18 protein-coding genes are annotated in these 15,257 nt (G+C 61.6%); 13 read left to right on the top strand and 5 right to left on the bottom strand.

The window, feature by feature from the left end:
* Position 1: 1 nt before the first annotated feature.
* The gene (locus ACW5W7_RS09070; protein WP_456501487.1) at positions 2–505 is read right to left on the bottom strand and encodes a GspH/FimT family pseudopilin; all 504 of its coding nucleotides are present in this window, start codon (positions 503–505) and stop codon (positions 2–4) included.
* Positions 506–643: 138 nt separating this feature from the next.
* Between ACW5W7_RS09070 and ACW5W7_RS09065 the strand changes: the two genes are divergently transcribed.
* Genes ACW5W7_RS09065 through luxS form a run of 4 tightly spaced genes read left to right on the top strand, consistent with a single transcriptional unit; the run spans position 644 to position 3,792 of the window.
* Positions 644–2,266, top strand: coding sequence for an NAD+ synthase (locus tag ACW5W7_RS09065; RefSeq protein WP_456501486.1), 1,623 nt, complete (start codon positions 644–646; stop codon positions 2,264–2,266).
* Positions 2,267–2,275: 9 nt separating this feature from the next.
* Positions 2,276–2,614: a nitrogen regulatory protein P-II gene (gene glnB / locus ACW5W7_RS09060; protein ID WP_100294159.1), complete on the top strand. Its 339-nt coding sequence runs from the start codon at positions 2,276–2,278 to the stop codon at positions 2,612–2,614.
* Positions 2,615–2,640: 26 nt separating this feature from the next.
* The gene (locus ACW5W7_RS09055; RefSeq protein ID WP_456501485.1) at positions 2,641–3,264 is read left to right on the top strand and encodes a transglycosylase SLT domain-containing protein; all 624 of its coding nucleotides are present in this window, start codon (positions 2,641–2,643) and stop codon (positions 3,262–3,264) included.
* An 18-nt stretch (positions 3,265–3,282) separates the two neighbouring features.
* On the top strand, positions 3,283–3,792 hold the full coding sequence (luxS, locus tag ACW5W7_RS09050; RefSeq protein WP_434664218.1) for an S-ribosylhomocysteine lyase: 510 nt from the start codon (positions 3,283–3,285) through the stop codon (positions 3,790–3,792).
* Positions 3,793–3,856: 64 nt separating this feature from the next.
* On the opposite strand, the gene ACW5W7_RS09045 is transcribed toward luxS, so the two are convergent.
* Positions 3,857–4,879 carry a GGDEF domain-containing protein gene (locus tag ACW5W7_RS09045; protein WP_349919643.1) on the bottom strand — a complete coding sequence of 341 codons (1,023 nt, stop codon included), beginning with the start codon at positions 4,877–4,879 and terminating at the stop codon, positions 3,857–3,859.
* A 133-nt stretch (positions 4,880–5,012) separates the two neighbouring features.
* Here ACW5W7_RS09045 and rnr point away from each other — a divergent pair, with 133 nt between their 5' ends.
* The 5 genes from rnr to ACW5W7_RS09020 all read left to right on the top strand — a co-directional run bounded on the left by rnr (position 5,013) and on the right by ACW5W7_RS09020 (position 10,176).
* The gene (gene rnr, locus ACW5W7_RS09040) at positions 5,013–7,406 is read left to right on the top strand and encodes a ribonuclease R (protein WP_349919642.1); all 2,394 of its coding nucleotides are present in this window, start codon (positions 5,013–5,015) and stop codon (positions 7,404–7,406) included.
* Positions 7,403–8,152 carry a 23S rRNA (guanosine(2251)-2'-O)-methyltransferase RlmB gene (gene rlmB / locus ACW5W7_RS09035; protein ID WP_349919641.1) on the top strand — a complete coding sequence of 250 codons (750 nt, stop codon included), beginning with the start codon at positions 7,403–7,405 and terminating at the stop codon, positions 8,150–8,152. The genes rnr and rlmB overlap by 4 nt, the downstream gene beginning before the upstream one ends.
* Before the next feature lie 10 nt (positions 8,153–8,162).
* On the top strand, positions 8,163–8,729 hold the full coding sequence (locus ACW5W7_RS09030) for a Crp/Fnr family transcriptional regulator (protein ID WP_456501484.1): 567 nt from the start codon (positions 8,163–8,165) through the stop codon (positions 8,727–8,729).
* A gap of 57 nt (positions 8,730–8,786) precedes the next feature.
* A complete protein-coding gene (locus ACW5W7_RS09025) occupies positions 8,787–9,239 on the top strand; it encodes a GNAT family N-acetyltransferase (RefSeq protein WP_349919638.1) in 453 nt (150 codons plus the stop codon).
* A 100-nt stretch (positions 9,240–9,339) separates the two neighbouring features.
* Entirely contained in the window at positions 9,340–10,176 is an 837-nt protein-coding gene (locus ACW5W7_RS09020) for an EamA family transporter (protein ID WP_456501483.1), read from the top strand.
* Positions 10,177–10,203: 27 nt separating this feature from the next.
* Here ACW5W7_RS09020 and ACW5W7_RS09015 read toward each other — a convergent pair whose 3' ends face one another.
* Positions 10,204–11,052, bottom strand: a complete 849-nt coding sequence (locus ACW5W7_RS09015; protein ID WP_456501482.1) for a hypothetical protein — start codon at positions 11,050–11,052, stop codon at positions 10,204–10,206.
* Positions 11,053–11,156: 104 nt separating this feature from the next.
* Positions 11,157–12,380 (bottom strand): Nramp family divalent metal transporter, encoded by a 1,224-nt coding sequence (locus ACW5W7_RS09010; protein ID WP_456501481.1) that lies wholly within the window; start codon positions 12,378–12,380, stop codon positions 11,157–11,159.
* 235 nt (positions 12,381–12,615) lie between these two features.
* Here ACW5W7_RS09010 and rpsF point away from each other — a divergent pair, with 235 nt between their 5' ends.
* The 4 genes from rpsF (at position 12,616) to ACW5W7_RS08990 (ending at position 14,617) form a co-directional block, all read left to right on the top strand.
* The gene (rpsF, locus tag ACW5W7_RS09005; protein WP_349919633.1) at positions 12,616–13,002 is read left to right on the top strand and encodes a 30S ribosomal protein S6; all 387 of its coding nucleotides are present in this window, start codon (positions 12,616–12,618) and stop codon (positions 13,000–13,002) included.
* 32 nt (positions 13,003–13,034) lie between these two features.
* Positions 13,035–13,265: a 30S ribosomal protein S18 gene (gene rpsR, locus ACW5W7_RS09000; RefSeq protein WP_005313392.1), complete on the top strand. Its 231-nt coding sequence runs from the start codon at positions 13,035–13,037 to the stop codon at positions 13,263–13,265.
* A gap of 49 nt (positions 13,266–13,314) precedes the next feature.
* Positions 13,315–13,761 (top strand): 50S ribosomal protein L9, encoded by a 447-nt coding sequence (gene rplI, locus ACW5W7_RS08995; protein ID WP_349919632.1) that lies wholly within the window; start codon positions 13,315–13,317, stop codon positions 13,759–13,761.
* Between the two features lie 112 nt (positions 13,762–13,873).
* Complete coding sequence (locus ACW5W7_RS08990) at positions 13,874–14,617, top strand: ferredoxin--NADP reductase (protein ID WP_456501480.1); 744 nt, start codon at positions 13,874–13,876, stop codon at positions 14,615–14,617.
* Positions 14,618–14,636: 19 nt separating this feature from the next.
* Here the strand turns inward: ACW5W7_RS08990 and ACW5W7_RS08985 are convergent, their stop codons facing one another.
* Entirely contained in the window at positions 14,637–14,834 is a 198-nt protein-coding gene (locus tag ACW5W7_RS08985; protein ID WP_456501479.1) for a hypothetical protein, read from the bottom strand.
* Positions 14,835–15,257 lie beyond the last annotated feature (423 nt).

Genomic DNA, 15,257 nt, shown 5'->3' with positions numbered 1-15,257 from the left:
ATCAAGGACAGATATTGGCCTGGGTCGACTGGGTGGTGCGTCCTGAGGGGGCGACAATCAGGTTGACCTGAGCATTGCCGGGGCTGCAAAGACTCAGGGTTGCATTGGTCGTCAGACTGGTGCCATCTGGGCTGAAGTTGGTGGAGGTCCGGTTGTTGGAGGCGGTGAAGGTTCTGGGGAAGGCCGCGCTTCTGGCCAGCAGTTGTTCCCCGTTGTTGAGCACGTCATTGCCGTTGTTATCGACAAATACCAAGATCTGCGTGGGATTGGCCGTGACGCAGTTATCGCTGGCGTTGGCCAGGCAGGCAGTGACGGTTTGCTGATTGTCGACGGCCTGACCGCGAGCGAAGCGCAGATACTTAAGCAGGGTGCGCGATTCAAATTGCAGTGTGTTTTCGTTGAGCAGGCTCGACATGGCGGGCGCCCCAATACCGAGCAAGATGACCCCCAGGCTGACGGCGATCATCAGTTCAAGTAGCGTGAATCCTTTCACATCCTTGATCATGGCAAATCTCTCCTTCGATTAGTTACATCTTATCTGCTGGTGGCCAGAACTCCAGCGCAAAGCCCAAGGGTTGGGCTGGCACAGCCAGCGCCTTTTCTTTATCATTCCCCATCATTTTCGAATTCAAGATGCATCGCCATGGCAAAAGCCCTCTCTCTGATGCTTGCCCAGTTAAATCTGACGGTAGGCGCCATCGAAGACAACTGTGACAAGGTGCTGGCCGCGGCCGCCGAGGCGGACGCCCAGGGGGCCGATCTGCTGGTCTGTTCCGAGTTGGCGCTGACCGGTTATCCGCCGGAGGACTTGCTGCTGCGGGCCGATCTGATGCTCCGGGTCGAGGCCGCGCTGGCCTGCCTCTCTGCCTGGGCTGGCCAGTGCGCGATCCTGGTGGGTCACCCCTGGCGTGAAGAGGGCGCGCTCTACAACGCGGCGTCTCTCTTCGAGCAGGGCGGGCTGGTGGCTCGCTATTTCAAGCAGGATCTGCCGAACTACGGCGTGTTTGACGAGAAGCGCTACTTCACCGCAGGCAGTGAAACCTGCGTGGTCTCTTTCCGTGGTCATCAACTGGGGCTGCTGATCTGCGAGGACCTGTGGCAATCGGGTCCGGCCATGGCGGCCAAGGCTGCCGGTGCCGAGTTGCTGCTGACCATCAACGCCTCACCCTATGATCGCGAAAAACCCTGGATCCGCCATGAGTTGATGACGGAGCGCTGTGCCCAGACCGGTCTGCCACTGGTCTACCTCAATCAGGTGTGTGGTCAGGACGAGCTTATCTTTGACGGTTGCTCCAAGGTGTTCAACGGCCAGGGCGAGCTGACCCACAAGCTGGCACCGTTTGCCGAAGAGCTGGCACTGGTACGCTTCGAGCAGGGTCAGCCGGTGAAGGAGAAGGAGCCTGCGGCATCCCTCCCGCCATTGGCGGAGATCTATCAGGCGCTGGTACTGGCGGTGCGAGATTACATCACCAAGAACGGCTTCCAGGGCGCGGTGCTGGGTCTCTCCGGTGGAATTGACTCCGCCCTGACCCTGGCCATTGCGGCCGATGCCATCGGTGCCGACAAGGTGCAGGCGGTGATGATGCCGTTCCGCTATACAGCCCAGATGAGCGTGGAGGATGCCAAGGAGCAGGCCGAGCGGATGGGGGTGGAGTTTGACATCATCTCCATCGAACCCATGTTTGAAGGCTTCATGACCCAACTGGCACCGCTGTTTGCCGGCACCGCCCAGGATACCACGGAAGAGAACCTGCAGGCGCGCTGTCGCGGTGTACTGCTGATGGCGCTCTCCAACAAGCGCCGCCGCATTGTGCTGACCACGGGCAACAAGAGCGAGATGTCCGTTGGCTATGCCACCCTGTACGGTGACATGGCGGGTGGTTTCGACGTGCTCAAGGATGTGCCCAAGACGCTCGTCTTCAAACTGTGCGAATATCGCAATACCCTCGATTATGTGATCCCGCAGCGGGTCATCGATCGTCCGCCTTCTGCAGAGTTGGCGCCGGATCAGGTGGATCAGGACAGCCTGCCCCCTTACGACATCCTGGATGCCATCCTCAAGCACTATGTGGAGGAGGATGCCTCGGTCGCCGATCTGGTGGCGGAAGGTTTCGAAGAGGCGGTGGTACGCAAGGTGATCCGGCTGGTGGATCTCAACGAATACAAGCGCCGTCAGGCGGCCGTCGGGCCCCGCATCACGGCCCGCAACTTTGGTAAGGATCGCCGTTACCCCATCACGTCCGGGTTTGGCAAACAGAACTGGTAAGGAGTCACCATGAAGAAGATTGAAGCCATCATCAAACCGTTCAAGCTGGACGATGTGCGCGAGGCCCTGGCCGAGATCGGCATCAACGGCATGACGGTGTCCGAGGTCAAGGGATTCGGCCGCCAGAAGGGTCACACCGAGCTCTATCGTGGCGCCGAGTACATGGTGGATTTCCTGCCCAAGGTCAAGCTGGAGCTGGTGGTGCAGGACGAGGATCTCGATGCCTGCCTGGAGGCCATCCAGAACACGGCGCGTACCGGCAAGATTGGCGATGGCAAGATCTTCGTCTGCGAAGTTGAACGTGTTATCCGCATTCGTACTGGTGAAGAGAACGAAGACGCTATTTGATGTTGGATTTGCCTCGAAAGTTTGACATGCGAACAGCGGCTCTGCCGTTGATGGGAAAGCGCTTCGTGGTGGTGCTGGGTCTGCTGATGGGATTGACCGCCTGCAGCACCACGCCGCCAGCCCAGCCGGAGAACCTGTGCCAGATCTTTCGGGAGAAGCCGGACTGGCACAAGGCGGCGCTCAAGATGACCGAGCGCTGGGGAACGCCGGTGCAAGTGGTGATGGCCATGATGTATCAGGAGTCCTCCTTCGTGCACGACGCCCAGCCACCGATGCAGTATTTCCTCTTCATCCCGACCGGCCGTGCCAGCTCTGCCTATGGCTATGCCCAGGTGAAGGATGATACCTGGGACGACTACAAGCGGGAAACCGGCAACGGCTGGAGCGATCGGGATGATTTCGCCGACGCCATCGATTTCATGGGCTGGTACACTAACAAGGCCCAGCGGCTGAACGGCACCTCCAAGTGGGATGCCTACGGCCAGTACCTCAATTATCACGAAGGCTGGGGCGGCTACCGGCGCGGCAGCTACCGAGCCAAGGGGTGGCTGATGAAGGTCTCCCGCAAGGTGGAGGCCCGAGCCCAGCGCTATGGCGCCCAGTATCGACAATGCAAGGATCAGCTTCCCAGCGGGGGCTGGTTCTCGTAACCACATCAGGAGTCAGAAATGCCGTTATTGGACAGTTTTACCGTCGACCATACCCGCATGGAGGCCCCGGCAGTACGGGTCGCCAAGACCATGCAGACCCCGAACAAGGACACCATCACGGTGTTCGACCTGCGCTTCTGCGTACCGAACCAGGAGATCCTCTCCGAGCGTGGCATCCATACCCTAGAGCACCTGTTTGCGGGTTTCATGCGGGATCACCTCAATGGCAACGGCGTCGAGATCATCGACATCTCCCCCATGGGTTGCCGTACCGGTTTCTACATGAGCCTGATCGGTGCACCGGATGAAGCCCGTGTGGGTGCCGCCTGGAAGGCCGCCATGAGTGACGTGCTGACCGTGCAGGAGCAGGGCAAGATCCCCGAGCTGAACGAATACCAGTGCGGCACCTATGCCATGCACTCCCTGGAGGAGGCGCATGCCATCGCCCGTCAGGTGCTGGATCGCGGCATCGGCGTCAACCGCAACGACGAACTGGCTCTGCCGGAAGAGAAGCTCAAGAGCCTCTGAGATCGAGTGGGTTTGTGAAATGAAGAAGGCCGGTCATCTTGACCGGCCTTCTTGCCATGAGGCATCAGGTGGGGAGCGGCATCACCCGGTTGCGGCCGAGCGCCTTGGCCTTGTAGAGCAGCTTGTCGGTGCGCTCGATCAGGGCGTCTGCGCTCTCCTGGCCGCTGTGCTCACCGACGCCGAAGGAGGCGGTGATGTGATCGATGCGCCGGCCGGACTTTCTATCCAGAATGGACATCTTCTCGATGGCCCGGCGCAGGCTTTCCGCCATCTGACGGGTCAGCGCCAGGGAGCGGCGGGGGGCCAGCAGGGCAAACTCCTCTCCTCCGAGCCGATAGGCGGTGATCCCCTCCTTGCTCACCTCCCGCAGTCGCTTGCCGAAGATGCGCAGCACCTGATCCCCCAGCAGGTGGCCATACTCGTCGTTGAAGTTCTTGAAGCGATCGATGTCGACCATGATCAACGAGAAGGGCTGACGGCTGCGGATCAGGCTGTCCACCTCCAGATCGAAGGCACGCCGGTTGAGCAGGCTGGTGAGGGCATCTTCGGTAGCCAGTTTGCGGGTCTCGCTCAGCGCCTCCTTTAACTCCTTGATCTCCTTCTCGGCGCTGCTGAGCTGATTGCGAAAATGCAGGGTGGAGAGGCGCACGTCCCTGGACTCTCGTACCAGCTCCCGCAGTATGGACATGGTGTCATCCAGGCTGAGCCCGTCGTCGTCGATGAGGCTGAGTTTGTCAAAACTCTTGTCGAGCATGGCCTGGAACTGACCGGTATCGACCAGGGCATCCTGCATGGAGTGGCTGAGCTCGTTGGCCATGGCGGCCAGGTTGAGCTTCATGGTCTCCATCTGCTGTTCATCCTGGTTGGCCAGATGCTGGTGATAGAGGCGCTCACAGGTGGTGAGAGAGAAGGTGCCCTGCTGCTTGATCGCCTGATCGACGGCGCTGTTGAGCTCGGGCATGTCCCCTGAGACGTAGTTGTACCAGAGATGGTAATTGTTCGGGGTGGTGGGGATTTGATACTTGATCATCAGGGGAACCGCCTGTTTCAAATAGGCGGCAGATTGGGCAAACGAGTCCTTGCTCATGAATTCCGAGTCTCACATACCTGCAAACTGCGGTCAGTATGACAGAGAGATTGGCCAAAAGGCAGTCGATGGATGCCATTAGCTCCCCCCTTCGATATAATGTCTGCGTTATTCCTTATTCAAAGGCCTGCTTATGTCTCAAAAAGATCCTTTCCTCCAACGCGAGGCCGAAAAATACGAAAACCCCATCGCCAGCCGCGAGATGCTGCTGGAGCTCATCAAGGGTCATGAGAAACCCATGTCCCGTGAAGAGCTGGCCAAGGTCCTCAAGCTGACCGAGGAAGAGCCGTTGGAAGCCTTGCGCCGTCGTCTGCGCGCCATGGAGCGTGACGGACAGCTGGTATTCACTCGCAACCAATGTTACGCCCTGCCGGATCGTCTGAATCTGGTGAAAGGCTATGTGCTCGGCCACAAAGACGGTTTCGGTTTTCTGCGTCCCGAAGGCGGCGGAGCGGATCTCTTCCTGAACAACCGCGAGATGCAGCGTCTGATGCACGGCGACTATGCCCTGGTGCAGCCGACCGAGATCGATCGCAAAGGCCGCCAGGAGGCGCGTCTGGTGCGTCTGCTCAAGTCCCGCGAGGCGGACATCGTCGGTCGTTACTTCGTCGAGAACGGCGTGGGCTTCGTGGTGCCGGATGACAGCCGGATCGGCCAGGACATCATCATCCCGGAAGGGGAGAACAAGGGTGCCCGTCAGAGCCAGGTCGTGGTCGTGCGCATCAACCAGCGTGCCAGCGCCCGCTTCAACGCGGTCGGCACCGTGCTGGAAGTGCTGGGGGAGAACATGGCTCCCGGCATGGAAATCGAAATAGCCCTGCGCACCCACGGCATTCCCCATACCTGGCCGGAAGAGGTGACCAAGGAGATCGCGGGCCTGGGCGAACAGGTGCCGGAGAAGGCCAAAGAGGGTCGCATCGACCTGCGCGCCCTGCCGCTCATCACCATCGACGGGGAAGATGCCCGTGACTTCGATGATGCGGTCTTCTGTGAAGCCAAGCGCGGTGGCGGCTGGCGCCTCTGGGTGGCCATCGCCGACGTGTCTGCCTATGTGCGTCCCGGTACGGCGCTGGATGCCGAGGCCTATCAGCGCGGCAACTCCGTCTACTTCCCGGAATTCGTGGTGCCCATGCTGCCGGAGGTACTCTCCAACGGCCTCTGCTCCCTGAACCCGCAGGTCGACCGCCTGTGCATGGTGTGCGAGATGACCATCTCCGCCGCCGGTCGCATGTCCGGTTACAAGTTCTACGAAGCGGTGATGAACTCCCACGCCCGCATGACCTACACCAAGGTGGCGGGGATCCTGGATGGCGAGCCCAAGCTGCGTCAGCAGTACGAGCCGCTGATCGGTCACATCGAGGAGCTCAACAACCTCTACAAGGCCCTCAAGCACGCCCGTCATCAACGTGGCGCCGTGGAGTTCGAGAGCGAAGAGACCCGCTTCATCTTCAACGCCCAGCGCAAGATCGACCGTATCGTGCCGCTGGTGCGCAACGACGCCCACAAGATCATCGAAGAGTGCATGATCCAGGCGAACGTGGCGGCCGCCCGCTACATCGAGAAGAACGAGGCCGCCGCCCTGTTCCGTACCCACGATCGTCCGGGTGAAGAACGTCTGACCGGCTTCCGCGACTTCCTGGCCGAACTGGGCCTGGAGCTCAAGGGGGGTCTCGAGCCCGAGCCGAAAGACTTCGCCGAGCTGGCCGCCAAGTTTGAAGGGCGTCCGGATGCGGAGCTGCTCTCCACCATGTTGCTGCGCTCCATGCGCCAGGCGGTCTATCAGGCCGACAACATCGGTCACTTCGGTCTGGCCCTGAAGTCTTACGCCCACTTCACCTCGCCGATCCGCCGCTATCCGGATCTCATCCTGCACCGCGCTATCAAATACCAGACTGCCAAAGAGCAGCAGGGGAATCTGCGTCACAAGTGGACCCCGAGTGGTGGTTATCACTACCAGCTGGATGAAGTCGATCCCATGGGCGAGCACTGCTCCATGACCGAGCGCCGTGCCGACGACGCCACCCGCGACGTGGCCGACTGGCTCAAGTGCGAGTACATGCTGGATCACGTGGGTGACGAGTTCGACGGCGTCATCGCCAGCGTCACCGGCTTCGGCTTCTTCGTGCGTCTGGCCGAGATCCACATCGACGGTCTGGTGCACGTCAGCACCCTCACCAACGACTACTACCAGTTCGACCCCCTGCACCAGCAGCTGATTGGCGAGAACTTCCGTCGTCGCTACCGTCTGGGTGACAAGGTCCGGGTCAAGGTGATGGGCGTGAATCTGGACGATCGCAAGATCGACTTCGTGATGGTGGAAGAGCCCCTCCAGGCCACCGGCAAGAACGCCAAGGAGATGGCGCGCAAGCAGGCCGAGATCAAGAAGGAGAAGGCCAAGAGCGCCCAGCGTCACGAGAAACGCAAGGAGAGCAAGGATGGCGTCAAGGCCGACAAGGGCGGCCGTGCCAAACCCAGCAACAGACGACCGGGCAAAAAAGCTCGCGACAAGGCCAAGAGCACTAAATGAGTACTGAACTGATCTACGGCATTCACGCTGTCTCCGCGCTGCTCGAGCGTACCCCGGAGCGTTTCATCGAGGTATGGGCCCTCAAGGGCCGCGATGACGACCGGCTGCAACCCTTGCTGGACGAACTGGAATCCCTCGGCCTCAAGGTGCAGAGCGTGAACCGCAAGACGCTCGACGACAAGGCCGAGGGCAACAATCACCAGGGCATCATGGCCAAGGTGATCGAGGCCCCCAAGCTGGCCGAGCACGATCTGGCCAGCCTGCTGGATGGCTTGGCCGAGCAAAAGGCCCAGCCCTTCCTGCTGGTGCTGGACGGGGTGACCGACCCACACAACCTCGGCGCCTGCCTGCGTAGCGCCGATGCGGCCGGGGTCCATGCGGTCATCGTGCCGCGGGACAAGGCCACCGGCCTCACGTCCGTGGTGCGCAAGGTTGCCTGTGGCGCCGCCGAGGTGGTGCCGCTTATCCAGGTCACCAACCTGGCCCGCAGCCTGCGCGAGTTGCAGGAGCGCGGTGTCTGGATCGTCGGCACCGCCGGCGAGGCGGATCACGATGTGTTCCAGGCCAAGCTTACCGGCCCCATGGCGCTGGTGATGGGCGCCGAGGGCAAGGGGATGCGTCGCCTGACCCGTGAGCACTGTGACGAACTGGTGAGCATCCCCATGGCGGGGGCCGTCTCCAGCCTGAACGTCTCGGTGGCGACCGGCGTCTGCCTGTTCGAAGCCGTGCGTCAGCGTCGCGGCTGAATTGGCCGGGATGGACAGACCCCTGTTCAATCTGGATAGGGACATGAATGAGCAGGAGGCCGAGCGCCTCCTCTCTTTTGCCCGCCCGGTGAGGCTCTCACCCCGCGACTGCCTCTGGCAGGCGGGAGATAGCCCGGATCTGCTGGTCAGGGTGGAGCAGGGATTGCTGCGGGCCAGGGTGGTGCTGGCGGACGGGCGCGAGTACATCAAGGAGTTCTACTGGGAGGGGGATGAGTTCATCGACTTTCACCACCTGCTCTCGGGGGAGCCCGCCCGCTACAGCGTGGAGGCGCTGGAGCCCTGTCGCTTGCAGCTGTTCGCGCTGTCAGACCTGCGCACGCTTGCCTGCTGGCCCGCCTGGTATCACCACTTGCTGGCGGTGCAGCTGAGGATCAAGGAGGAGAAGGAGCTGTTGCTGCTGACCGAGAGCCCCCAGGCCCGCTACCAGCACTTCCTGCACAGCTTCCCCGCGCTGGATGCCAGGGTGCCGGATCATCAGGTAGCCGCCTATCTCGGGATCACACCCATCAGCCTCAGCCGCATTCGCAAGCGGCTCAAGCATCTTAACCAAGGTTAATGCCGACCCTGTATCTGCAAGAGTATGCTGACGGGCCGGATCGGTAAGGAGTATGTGATGAACTGGAGTCTCAAACCCTGGTGTGAACTCACCACGGACGAGTTGTATGACCTGCTTGCCCTGCGCGCCGAGGTGTTCGTGGTGGAGCAGACTTGCCCCTTCCAGGACTTGGACGGGGTGGATCGCCGGGACGGTGTGCTGCATCTGCTGGGATATGACGGTGAGCATCTGGCGGCCTATGCCCGCATCATGGCTCCCGGTATCGGGGACGAGCAGGGTGCGGCCATCGGCCGGGTGGTCACGTCGCCGCGCTCCCGTGGGGATGGACTGGGTCACCGCCTGCTGACGGAGGCCGTCAGGGGCTGCGAGGGTCTCTGGCCTGCGCACTCCATCTGGCTTGGTGCCCAGGCCCATCTGCAGGGATTCTATGGCCGTCACGGCTTCGTGGCGGAAGGGGAAGGTTATCTCGAGGATGACATCCCCCATATGGGAATGCGCAAGGCCCTCTGAGGCTGTTGGTGGGAGTCAAAAGCGTAATCATGCGATGGCTCCCACATTGCCATGGAATAAAGGGCTATGATCCCCGGCCCCGATAGCATGGAATTCTGTTGTGACCCCCACCATCTTCGCGGCCATCTTGCTGGCCGCCCTGCTGCATGCACTCTGGAACGCTCTGGCCAAACGCCAGGCCGCGGGCCGGGTCAGCGTGTTGCTGGTCTCCCTCTGTTCTGGGCTGTTCTGCCTGCCCTTGCTGCCCCTGGTTGGATGGCCGGCCCCCGTCGAGTATCCCTGGCTGGCGCTCTCCATCCTGCTGCACTGCGGCTATTGCCTGTTTCTTGGCCGAGCCTACCGGTTGGGAGAATTTGGCCAGATCTATCCGCTGGCGCGCGGCAGTGCGCCCCTACTGACACTGTTGCTGGGTATTCTGCTGCTGGGGGAGTGGCCCGGATTGCCGGCGGTGGTGGGGGCATTGGTGCTGGTGAGCGGCGTGCTGTTGATGGCCTGGCGCGGTGGCATCAGGCTGGCGCCGACGGCGCTCACCGCCGTGTTGGTGACGGCGCTCTTTACCGCCTCTTATACCCTGTCCGATGGCATGGGGGCCCGTTCGGCCGGCGCGCCGGTGCGCTACACCCTCTGGCTGTTCGCCCTGACGGCGCTGGTGATGCCGCTGCTGATGCGCTGGCAGAGCCGCACCTCTCTGCGTAGCCTGGGCCGGGCGGACTGGTACGCTGGGGCGATCGGCGGGGCTCTGTCGCTGCTTGCCTACGGCATCGTCATCTGGGCCATGACCCAGGCTCCCATCGGATTGGTGGCGGCCCTGCGCGAGAGCAGCGTGCTGTTTGCCATGCTGCTCTCCTGGCTCTGGCTGGGGGAGCGGCTGGGGAGGGTCAGGCTGGTGGCTGCCCTGGTGATCCTCGGCGGCATCCTGCTGATCCGCCTCGCCTGAACCACCTCCTGGCCTGCCACCGCCACGTTAAGGGGAGACCCGACTTTGTAGGGTGAAGCCTTCCTCACAGGGATTGAGCTGCACGCTGACGGTGCCAAGCTCCGCCAGGCTGCCGACGTGGGTACCACCACAGGGGATGGTGACCTCCCTGCCTTCCAGCATACAGTGCCAGTAGCGAGAGTCGATGATGGCCTCGCCAGCCCGTGAGCGGCGGATCTCGCCGCCGCTCGCCAGCCACTCGGCCAGTTGTGTGTTCACCTGCTGCTCTATGCGGGGCAGTTCAGCCAGCAGCGCCTCGCTGTTGACCCCCTTCTTGCGCAGGCTCTTGCCGATGCGGTATTGCTCCCGGGAGCCTCGCGGCTCGACCCGGGAGGACTGGATGGCGAGGCGGTCGAAATCCGGTTGCGCCAGCGCATCCCGCTCGCTCACCTCCTTGCGCCAATAAGGCATCAGCACCCGGTTCAGGGCCAGGGCCACCAGGTGGCAGCCGCTGTGGCCCAGACTCAGGGCGTGGCGAGCCTCTGCATCGACCTTCAGCTCGACCTCACCGCCGATGGGAAGCGCATGTTGGCCTGCCAGCGGGTGTACCACCACGAAGGCCCAGCCCTCTGCGCCCCGCTTGACCGGGATGGCCTGATCGACGAAGAGTTCTCCTTCCGGGCTGATGGCGCCCATGCGGCAGGGACCCACGACGGCGCGACCGCCTTCCCAGCTGACGGTGCCGACGTCTCCCGGTTGATCGGGCCAGAGGTGGCTCTGGGGATGGAAAGGGGTGAGTTCGGTCACCAGCAGGGTCGGCTCGCCCGCCTGGCAATGGACGATTCTGGCCTGCTCGAAATGATGGCCCAGCACGAAGCTGGCGCGGCTATGTTCCATGGATGGCTCCCGCCCGTTGCAAATACAGAGGGGCAGCATACGCCAAAGTGCGGACGGGCTCATTAACCCGGGTTAATGAGCCCGCCTTGCACTGACGGAATGAATCAGATCATGGAGACCAGCAGATAGGCGTTGAGGCCGATCACCAGGGCGACGATGAGACGGCCCAGCGCCTGGGTGACCGGGTGGTTGCGATGCTGGCCCATCAGGGCGCGATCCCCGGTCAGGATGAGCAGGGGGATGAGGGCCAGGGCGATACCGAAGCTCAGGATCACCTGGCTCAGCACCAGGATCTCCGTGGTGTTGAGCCCCATGGCGATCACCACGAAGGCAGGGGCCATGGTGATGAGCCGGCGCAGCCAGAGCGGGATGCTGAAACGCACGAAGCCCTGCATCACCACCTGACCGGCGAGGGTCCCCACCACGGTGGAGGAGATGCCGGATGCCACCAGAGAGAGGCCGAACAGGGTCGCCGCGGCGGGGCCGAGCAGCGGTGTCAGCGTCTGGTAGGCCGTCTCCAGCTCGGCGACCTGCTGGTTGCCGGTGCCGTGGAAGGCCGCGGCGGCCATGGCCATCATGGCCAGGTTGACGAAGCCGGCGATGGTCATGGCGATGGCCACATCCACCTTGGTGGTGTGCAGGCGCTGGCTGACGGTACCCTGATCCTGGGTGTGCTGGGTCAGCGCCGAGTGCAGATAGATGACGTGGGGCATGACGGTCGCCCCCAGCACGCCGGCGGCCAGGTAGATGGCATCGCTGTTGGGCAGGCCGGGGAAGAGGGCGCCCTCCAGCAAGCTGGGCAGATGAGGGCGGGAGAACACCAGTTCGACGATATAGGCGGCAGCCACAAACAGCAGCAGACCGCCCACTGCGAACTCCAGTGGCTTCTGGCCACGGCTCTGGAGCATGAGGATGCCCCAGGTGACCACGGCGGTGATGCAGGCCCCTTCCAGCAGGGTGACTCCGAGCAGCAGCTTGAAGCCCACGGCGGCGCCGATGAACTCGGCGAGATCCGTGGCCATGGCGATGATCTCCGCCTGCACCCAGTAGGCCCAGACGGCGGGTTTTGGCAGCTTGTCGCGGATGTGCTCCGCCAGGTTCTTGCCGGTGACGATGCCGAGCTTGGCGGAGAGGGTCTGCACCAGCATGGCCATCAGGTTGGCCCAGACCACTACCCACAGCAGTTGATAGCCGAAGGTGGAGCCCGCCTGGATATTGGTGGCAAAGTTGCCCGGATCTATGTAGCCGATGGCGGCGATGAAGGCTGGCCCCAGCAGGGTCAGCTTGAATTTGCGGGCCGGGATGGCCGTGCTCAGCGCGGGTTGCATATCACACCCTCCAGAAAGTCCTGAGGATAGTATGGATCTAAATGATAATTGTTATCAATTGAAGTTTTGCATCAGATCCATCGATAAAAACAAATGTTGACGCCGGTTGCAGTGGGAGAGGCGATTTCGTACAATACGCCGCCCTAGAAAGCAGCGTCAAAACACCACTATGTTCCTTGCCTCCGAGGTCTGGCTGCACCTGGGCAGAGGCTGAATTAATCCGTAAGGAGCTAAAATGCGTCATTACGAAATCGTCTTCATGGTTCACCCGGACCAGAGCGAGCAAGTACCTGGCATGATCGAGCGTTACACCGGCGCCATCACCACCTCCGGTGGTACCATTCATCGCCTGGAAGATTGGGGCCGCCGTCAACTGGCTTACCCGATCGACAAGCTGCACAAGGCTCACTATGTTCTGATGAACGTAGAAGCCGAGCAGGCCGTTATCGATGAGCTGGAAACCAACTTCCGCTTCAACGATGCCGTTATCCGCAACATGATCATGCGCACCAAGCACGCCGTGACTGAAGTTTCTCCGATGGCCAAGGCCAAGGAAGAGCGCTTCACCCGTCGTGACGACGAGCGCCGCGAAGATGCTGTTGAAGCGTCTTCCGAAGAGTAATTCTTAAGATCATTCCATAGAGGATAAAGGCCATGGCACGTTATTTCCGTCGTCGTAAGTTCTGCCGCTTCACCGCCGAGAACGTTACCGAGATCGACTACAAAGATATCGTTACTCTGAAAAACTACGTCACTGAATCTGGCAAGATCGTACCGAGCCGTATCACCGGTACCCGCGCCAAGTATCAGCGTCAGCTGGCACGCGCCATCAAGCGTGCTCGTTACCTGGCTCTGCTGCCGTACACCGATCTGCACAACAAGTAAGAATCGGTCCGGCGCTTACGCCTAACTCAACTTTCATAGAGGAAAGGTAATGCAAGTTATCCTGCTCGATAAGATCGCCAAACTGGGCGGTCTGGGTGACCAAGTTTCCGTTAAAGCTGGTTATGCCCGTAACTACCTGATCCCGCAAGGCAAAGCCGTTATGGCTACCAAGGCCAACATCGAGACCTTCGATGCTCGCCGTGCTGAACTGGAAGCCAAGCTGGCTGCCGGTAAAGCTGCCGCTGAAGAGCGCGCTGCCAAGCTGGGTGAACTGGCTGCCGTTGTCATCGCCTCCAAGTCTGGCGACGAAGGCAAGCTGTTCGGTTCCATCGGTACCCGTGACGTGGCTGAAGCCATCACTGCTGCCGGCGTAGCCGTTGCCAAGAGCGAAGTCCGCATGGGCAACGTTCTGCGTAACACCGGTGAGTACGAAGTTGTTGTTCAGCTGCACGCTGACGTCAAGGCAACCGTACAAATCCAGGTTGTTGCTCTGTAATAGCGTCTCGCTTTGCAGAAAAAACCCGCGCAACTGCGCGGGTTTTTTTATTTTTGAATCCGGCGGGGATCACGGGGTAGAGTGGGGCTCTGTTCCTCTGACGGAGATCCCTATGGCAGCCTGGGTCGAAGGCCGGGTCATCGAGCGCATCGAATGGACACCCACCCTGTTCTCCCTGCGTGTGGCGGCAGAGCTTGCCCCCTACAAGGCGGGTCAATTCACCAAGCTGGCCCTGCAACGGGGCGAGCAACGGGTCCAGCGGGCCTACTCTTTCGTCAATCCTCCCACCACGCCCTACCACGAATTCTATCTGGTGACGATCCCGGACGGGGAGCTGACGCCCTCCCTCGGCGCCCTCCTGCCCGGTGACAGCCTGTTGGTGCAATCCCAGGCCACCGGTTTCCTGACCCTGGACGAGCTTCCCGCCGGGCGGGATCTCTGGCTGCTCTCCACCGGCACGGCCATCGGCCCCTTCCTCGCCATGCTGGCGGAGGGAGAGGTCTTCCGGCGTTTCGAAAACCTGGTGCTGGTGCACGGAGTGCGCAAGGGGGAGGAGCTCACCTATCAGGCCCTCATCACCAGCCTGGTCGAGCAGTACGGCCCCCGATTCCGCTATGTCCCCTTCGTCAGCCGCGAGGCTTGGCCGGGGGCCATGGCAGGGCGGATCCCGGCGGCCATCGATGAGGGCAGTCTGCAGGAGCGGGTGGGGTTGGCGTTTTCCGCCGAGCACAGTCAGGTGATGATCTGCGGCAATCCCGCCATGGTGAAGGAGACCCAGCAATCCTTGCTGGCATTGGGGTTGGCCAAAAACCTGAGACGAGCGCCGGGCAATATCAGCATGGAGAATTACTGGTAGGGATGGGCAGTGTTATGCGCTATCTGTTGATGGTTTTGTGATCCACTCCAGCTGACAACTCTTTTCCTTGCAGTGTGTTGTGCTGCTCGGTATCGCTCTGGCGCGAGTCTTGCGAAGGACGATCCCGATTGGCCGCATTGTCGTGGGCCGGGGGCGCCGCGAAGGCCGCGCCGCTGTTGAGCAGCCTGGAGAGCAGATGGGAAACGGAGTTGCGCATGATGACCTCTCTGGTAGCAGGGGCCTCAGTGTAGGGGGGGCAACCTGAACCAAAGCGGAACAACGTCTGTCGGTGACTTCTGGCAACTTGGTGCAGAAATGGCGGTTAAATGCCATGAACGCGTCGGCTTCTTGGGTGGTGTCAGAAACGTTGAAGCAATTCAACGGGTTGGCCAGAACAGTCTGGATAGCAGCCTGCTCGGTACGCCCCGGTCTGCATGAGCCGCGCAGGCTATTCGGAGCAAAGAAGGGGAGGCGATGGCCTCCCGGCTGCACCCTGGACGAGCGGCAGACCGACTGGCGGGAGGGAGGGACTCGCCATGATCAGGGGGACAGATGAAAAGGCGCCGTGTATCCGCGCGTCCCTTGATCATGACGGCATCCGGTGGCTGCCGGATCCCGTCTCCTGGGGACAAGGGGGTGG

This window comes from Aeromonas intestinalis, assembly GCF_054052485.1.
Note: the sequence above shows the minus strand (reverse complement) of the source record. Positions and strands in the feature narration are given on the sequence as shown.

What these genes read in the sequence shown, in the direction of transcription:
- ACW5W7_RS09070 (WP_456501487.1), bottom strand. Translation starts at nt 505, where the DNA reads ATGATCAAGGATGTGAAAGGATTCACGCTACTTGAACTGATGATCGCC.
- ACW5W7_RS09065 (WP_456501486.1), top strand. Translation starts at nt 644, where the DNA reads ATGGCAAAAGCCCTCTCTCTGATGCTTGCCCAGTTAAATCTGACGGTA.
- glnB (WP_100294159.1), top strand. Translation starts at nt 2,276, where the DNA reads ATGAAGAAGATTGAAGCCATCATCAAACCGTTCAAGCTGGACGATGTG.
- ACW5W7_RS09055 (WP_456501485.1), top strand. Translation starts at nt 2,641, where the DNA reads ATGCGAACAGCGGCTCTGCCGTTGATGGGAAAGCGCTTCGTGGTGGTG.
- luxS (WP_434664218.1), top strand. Translation starts at nt 3,283, where the DNA reads ATGCCGTTATTGGACAGTTTTACCGTCGACCATACCCGCATGGAGGCC.
- ACW5W7_RS09045 (WP_349919643.1), bottom strand. Translation starts at nt 4,879, where the DNA reads ATGAGCAAGGACTCGTTTGCCCAATCTGCCGCCTATTTGAAACAGGCG.
- rnr (WP_349919642.1), top strand. Translation starts at nt 5,013, where the DNA reads ATGTCTCAAAAAGATCCTTTCCTCCAACGCGAGGCCGAAAAATACGAA.
- rlmB (WP_349919641.1), top strand. Translation starts at nt 7,403, where the DNA reads ATGAGTACTGAACTGATCTACGGCATTCACGCTGTCTCCGCGCTGCTC.
- ACW5W7_RS09030 (WP_456501484.1), top strand. Translation starts at nt 8,163, where the DNA reads ATGGACAGACCCCTGTTCAATCTGGATAGGGACATGAATGAGCAGGAG.
- ACW5W7_RS09025 (WP_349919638.1), top strand. Translation starts at nt 8,787, where the DNA reads ATGAACTGGAGTCTCAAACCCTGGTGTGAACTCACCACGGACGAGTTG.
- ACW5W7_RS09015 (WP_456501482.1), bottom strand. Translation starts at nt 11,052, where the DNA reads ATGGAACATAGCCGCGCCAGCTTCGTGCTGGGCCATCATTTCGAGCAG.
- ACW5W7_RS09010 (WP_456501481.1), bottom strand. Translation starts at nt 12,380, where the DNA reads ATGCAACCCGCGCTGAGCACGGCCATCCCGGCCCGCAAATTCAAGCTG.
- rpsF (WP_349919633.1), top strand. Translation starts at nt 12,616, where the DNA reads ATGCGTCATTACGAAATCGTCTTCATGGTTCACCCGGACCAGAGCGAG.
- rpsR (WP_005313392.1), top strand. Translation starts at nt 13,035, where the DNA reads ATGGCACGTTATTTCCGTCGTCGTAAGTTCTGCCGCTTCACCGCCGAG.
- rplI (WP_349919632.1), top strand. Translation starts at nt 13,315, where the DNA reads ATGCAAGTTATCCTGCTCGATAAGATCGCCAAACTGGGCGGTCTGGGT.
- ACW5W7_RS08990 (WP_456501480.1), top strand. Translation starts at nt 13,874, where the DNA reads ATGGCAGCCTGGGTCGAAGGCCGGGTCATCGAGCGCATCGAATGGACA.
- ACW5W7_RS08985 (WP_456501479.1), bottom strand. Translation starts at nt 14,834, where the DNA reads ATGCGCAACTCCGTTTCCCATCTGCTCTCCAGGCTGCTCAACAGCGGC.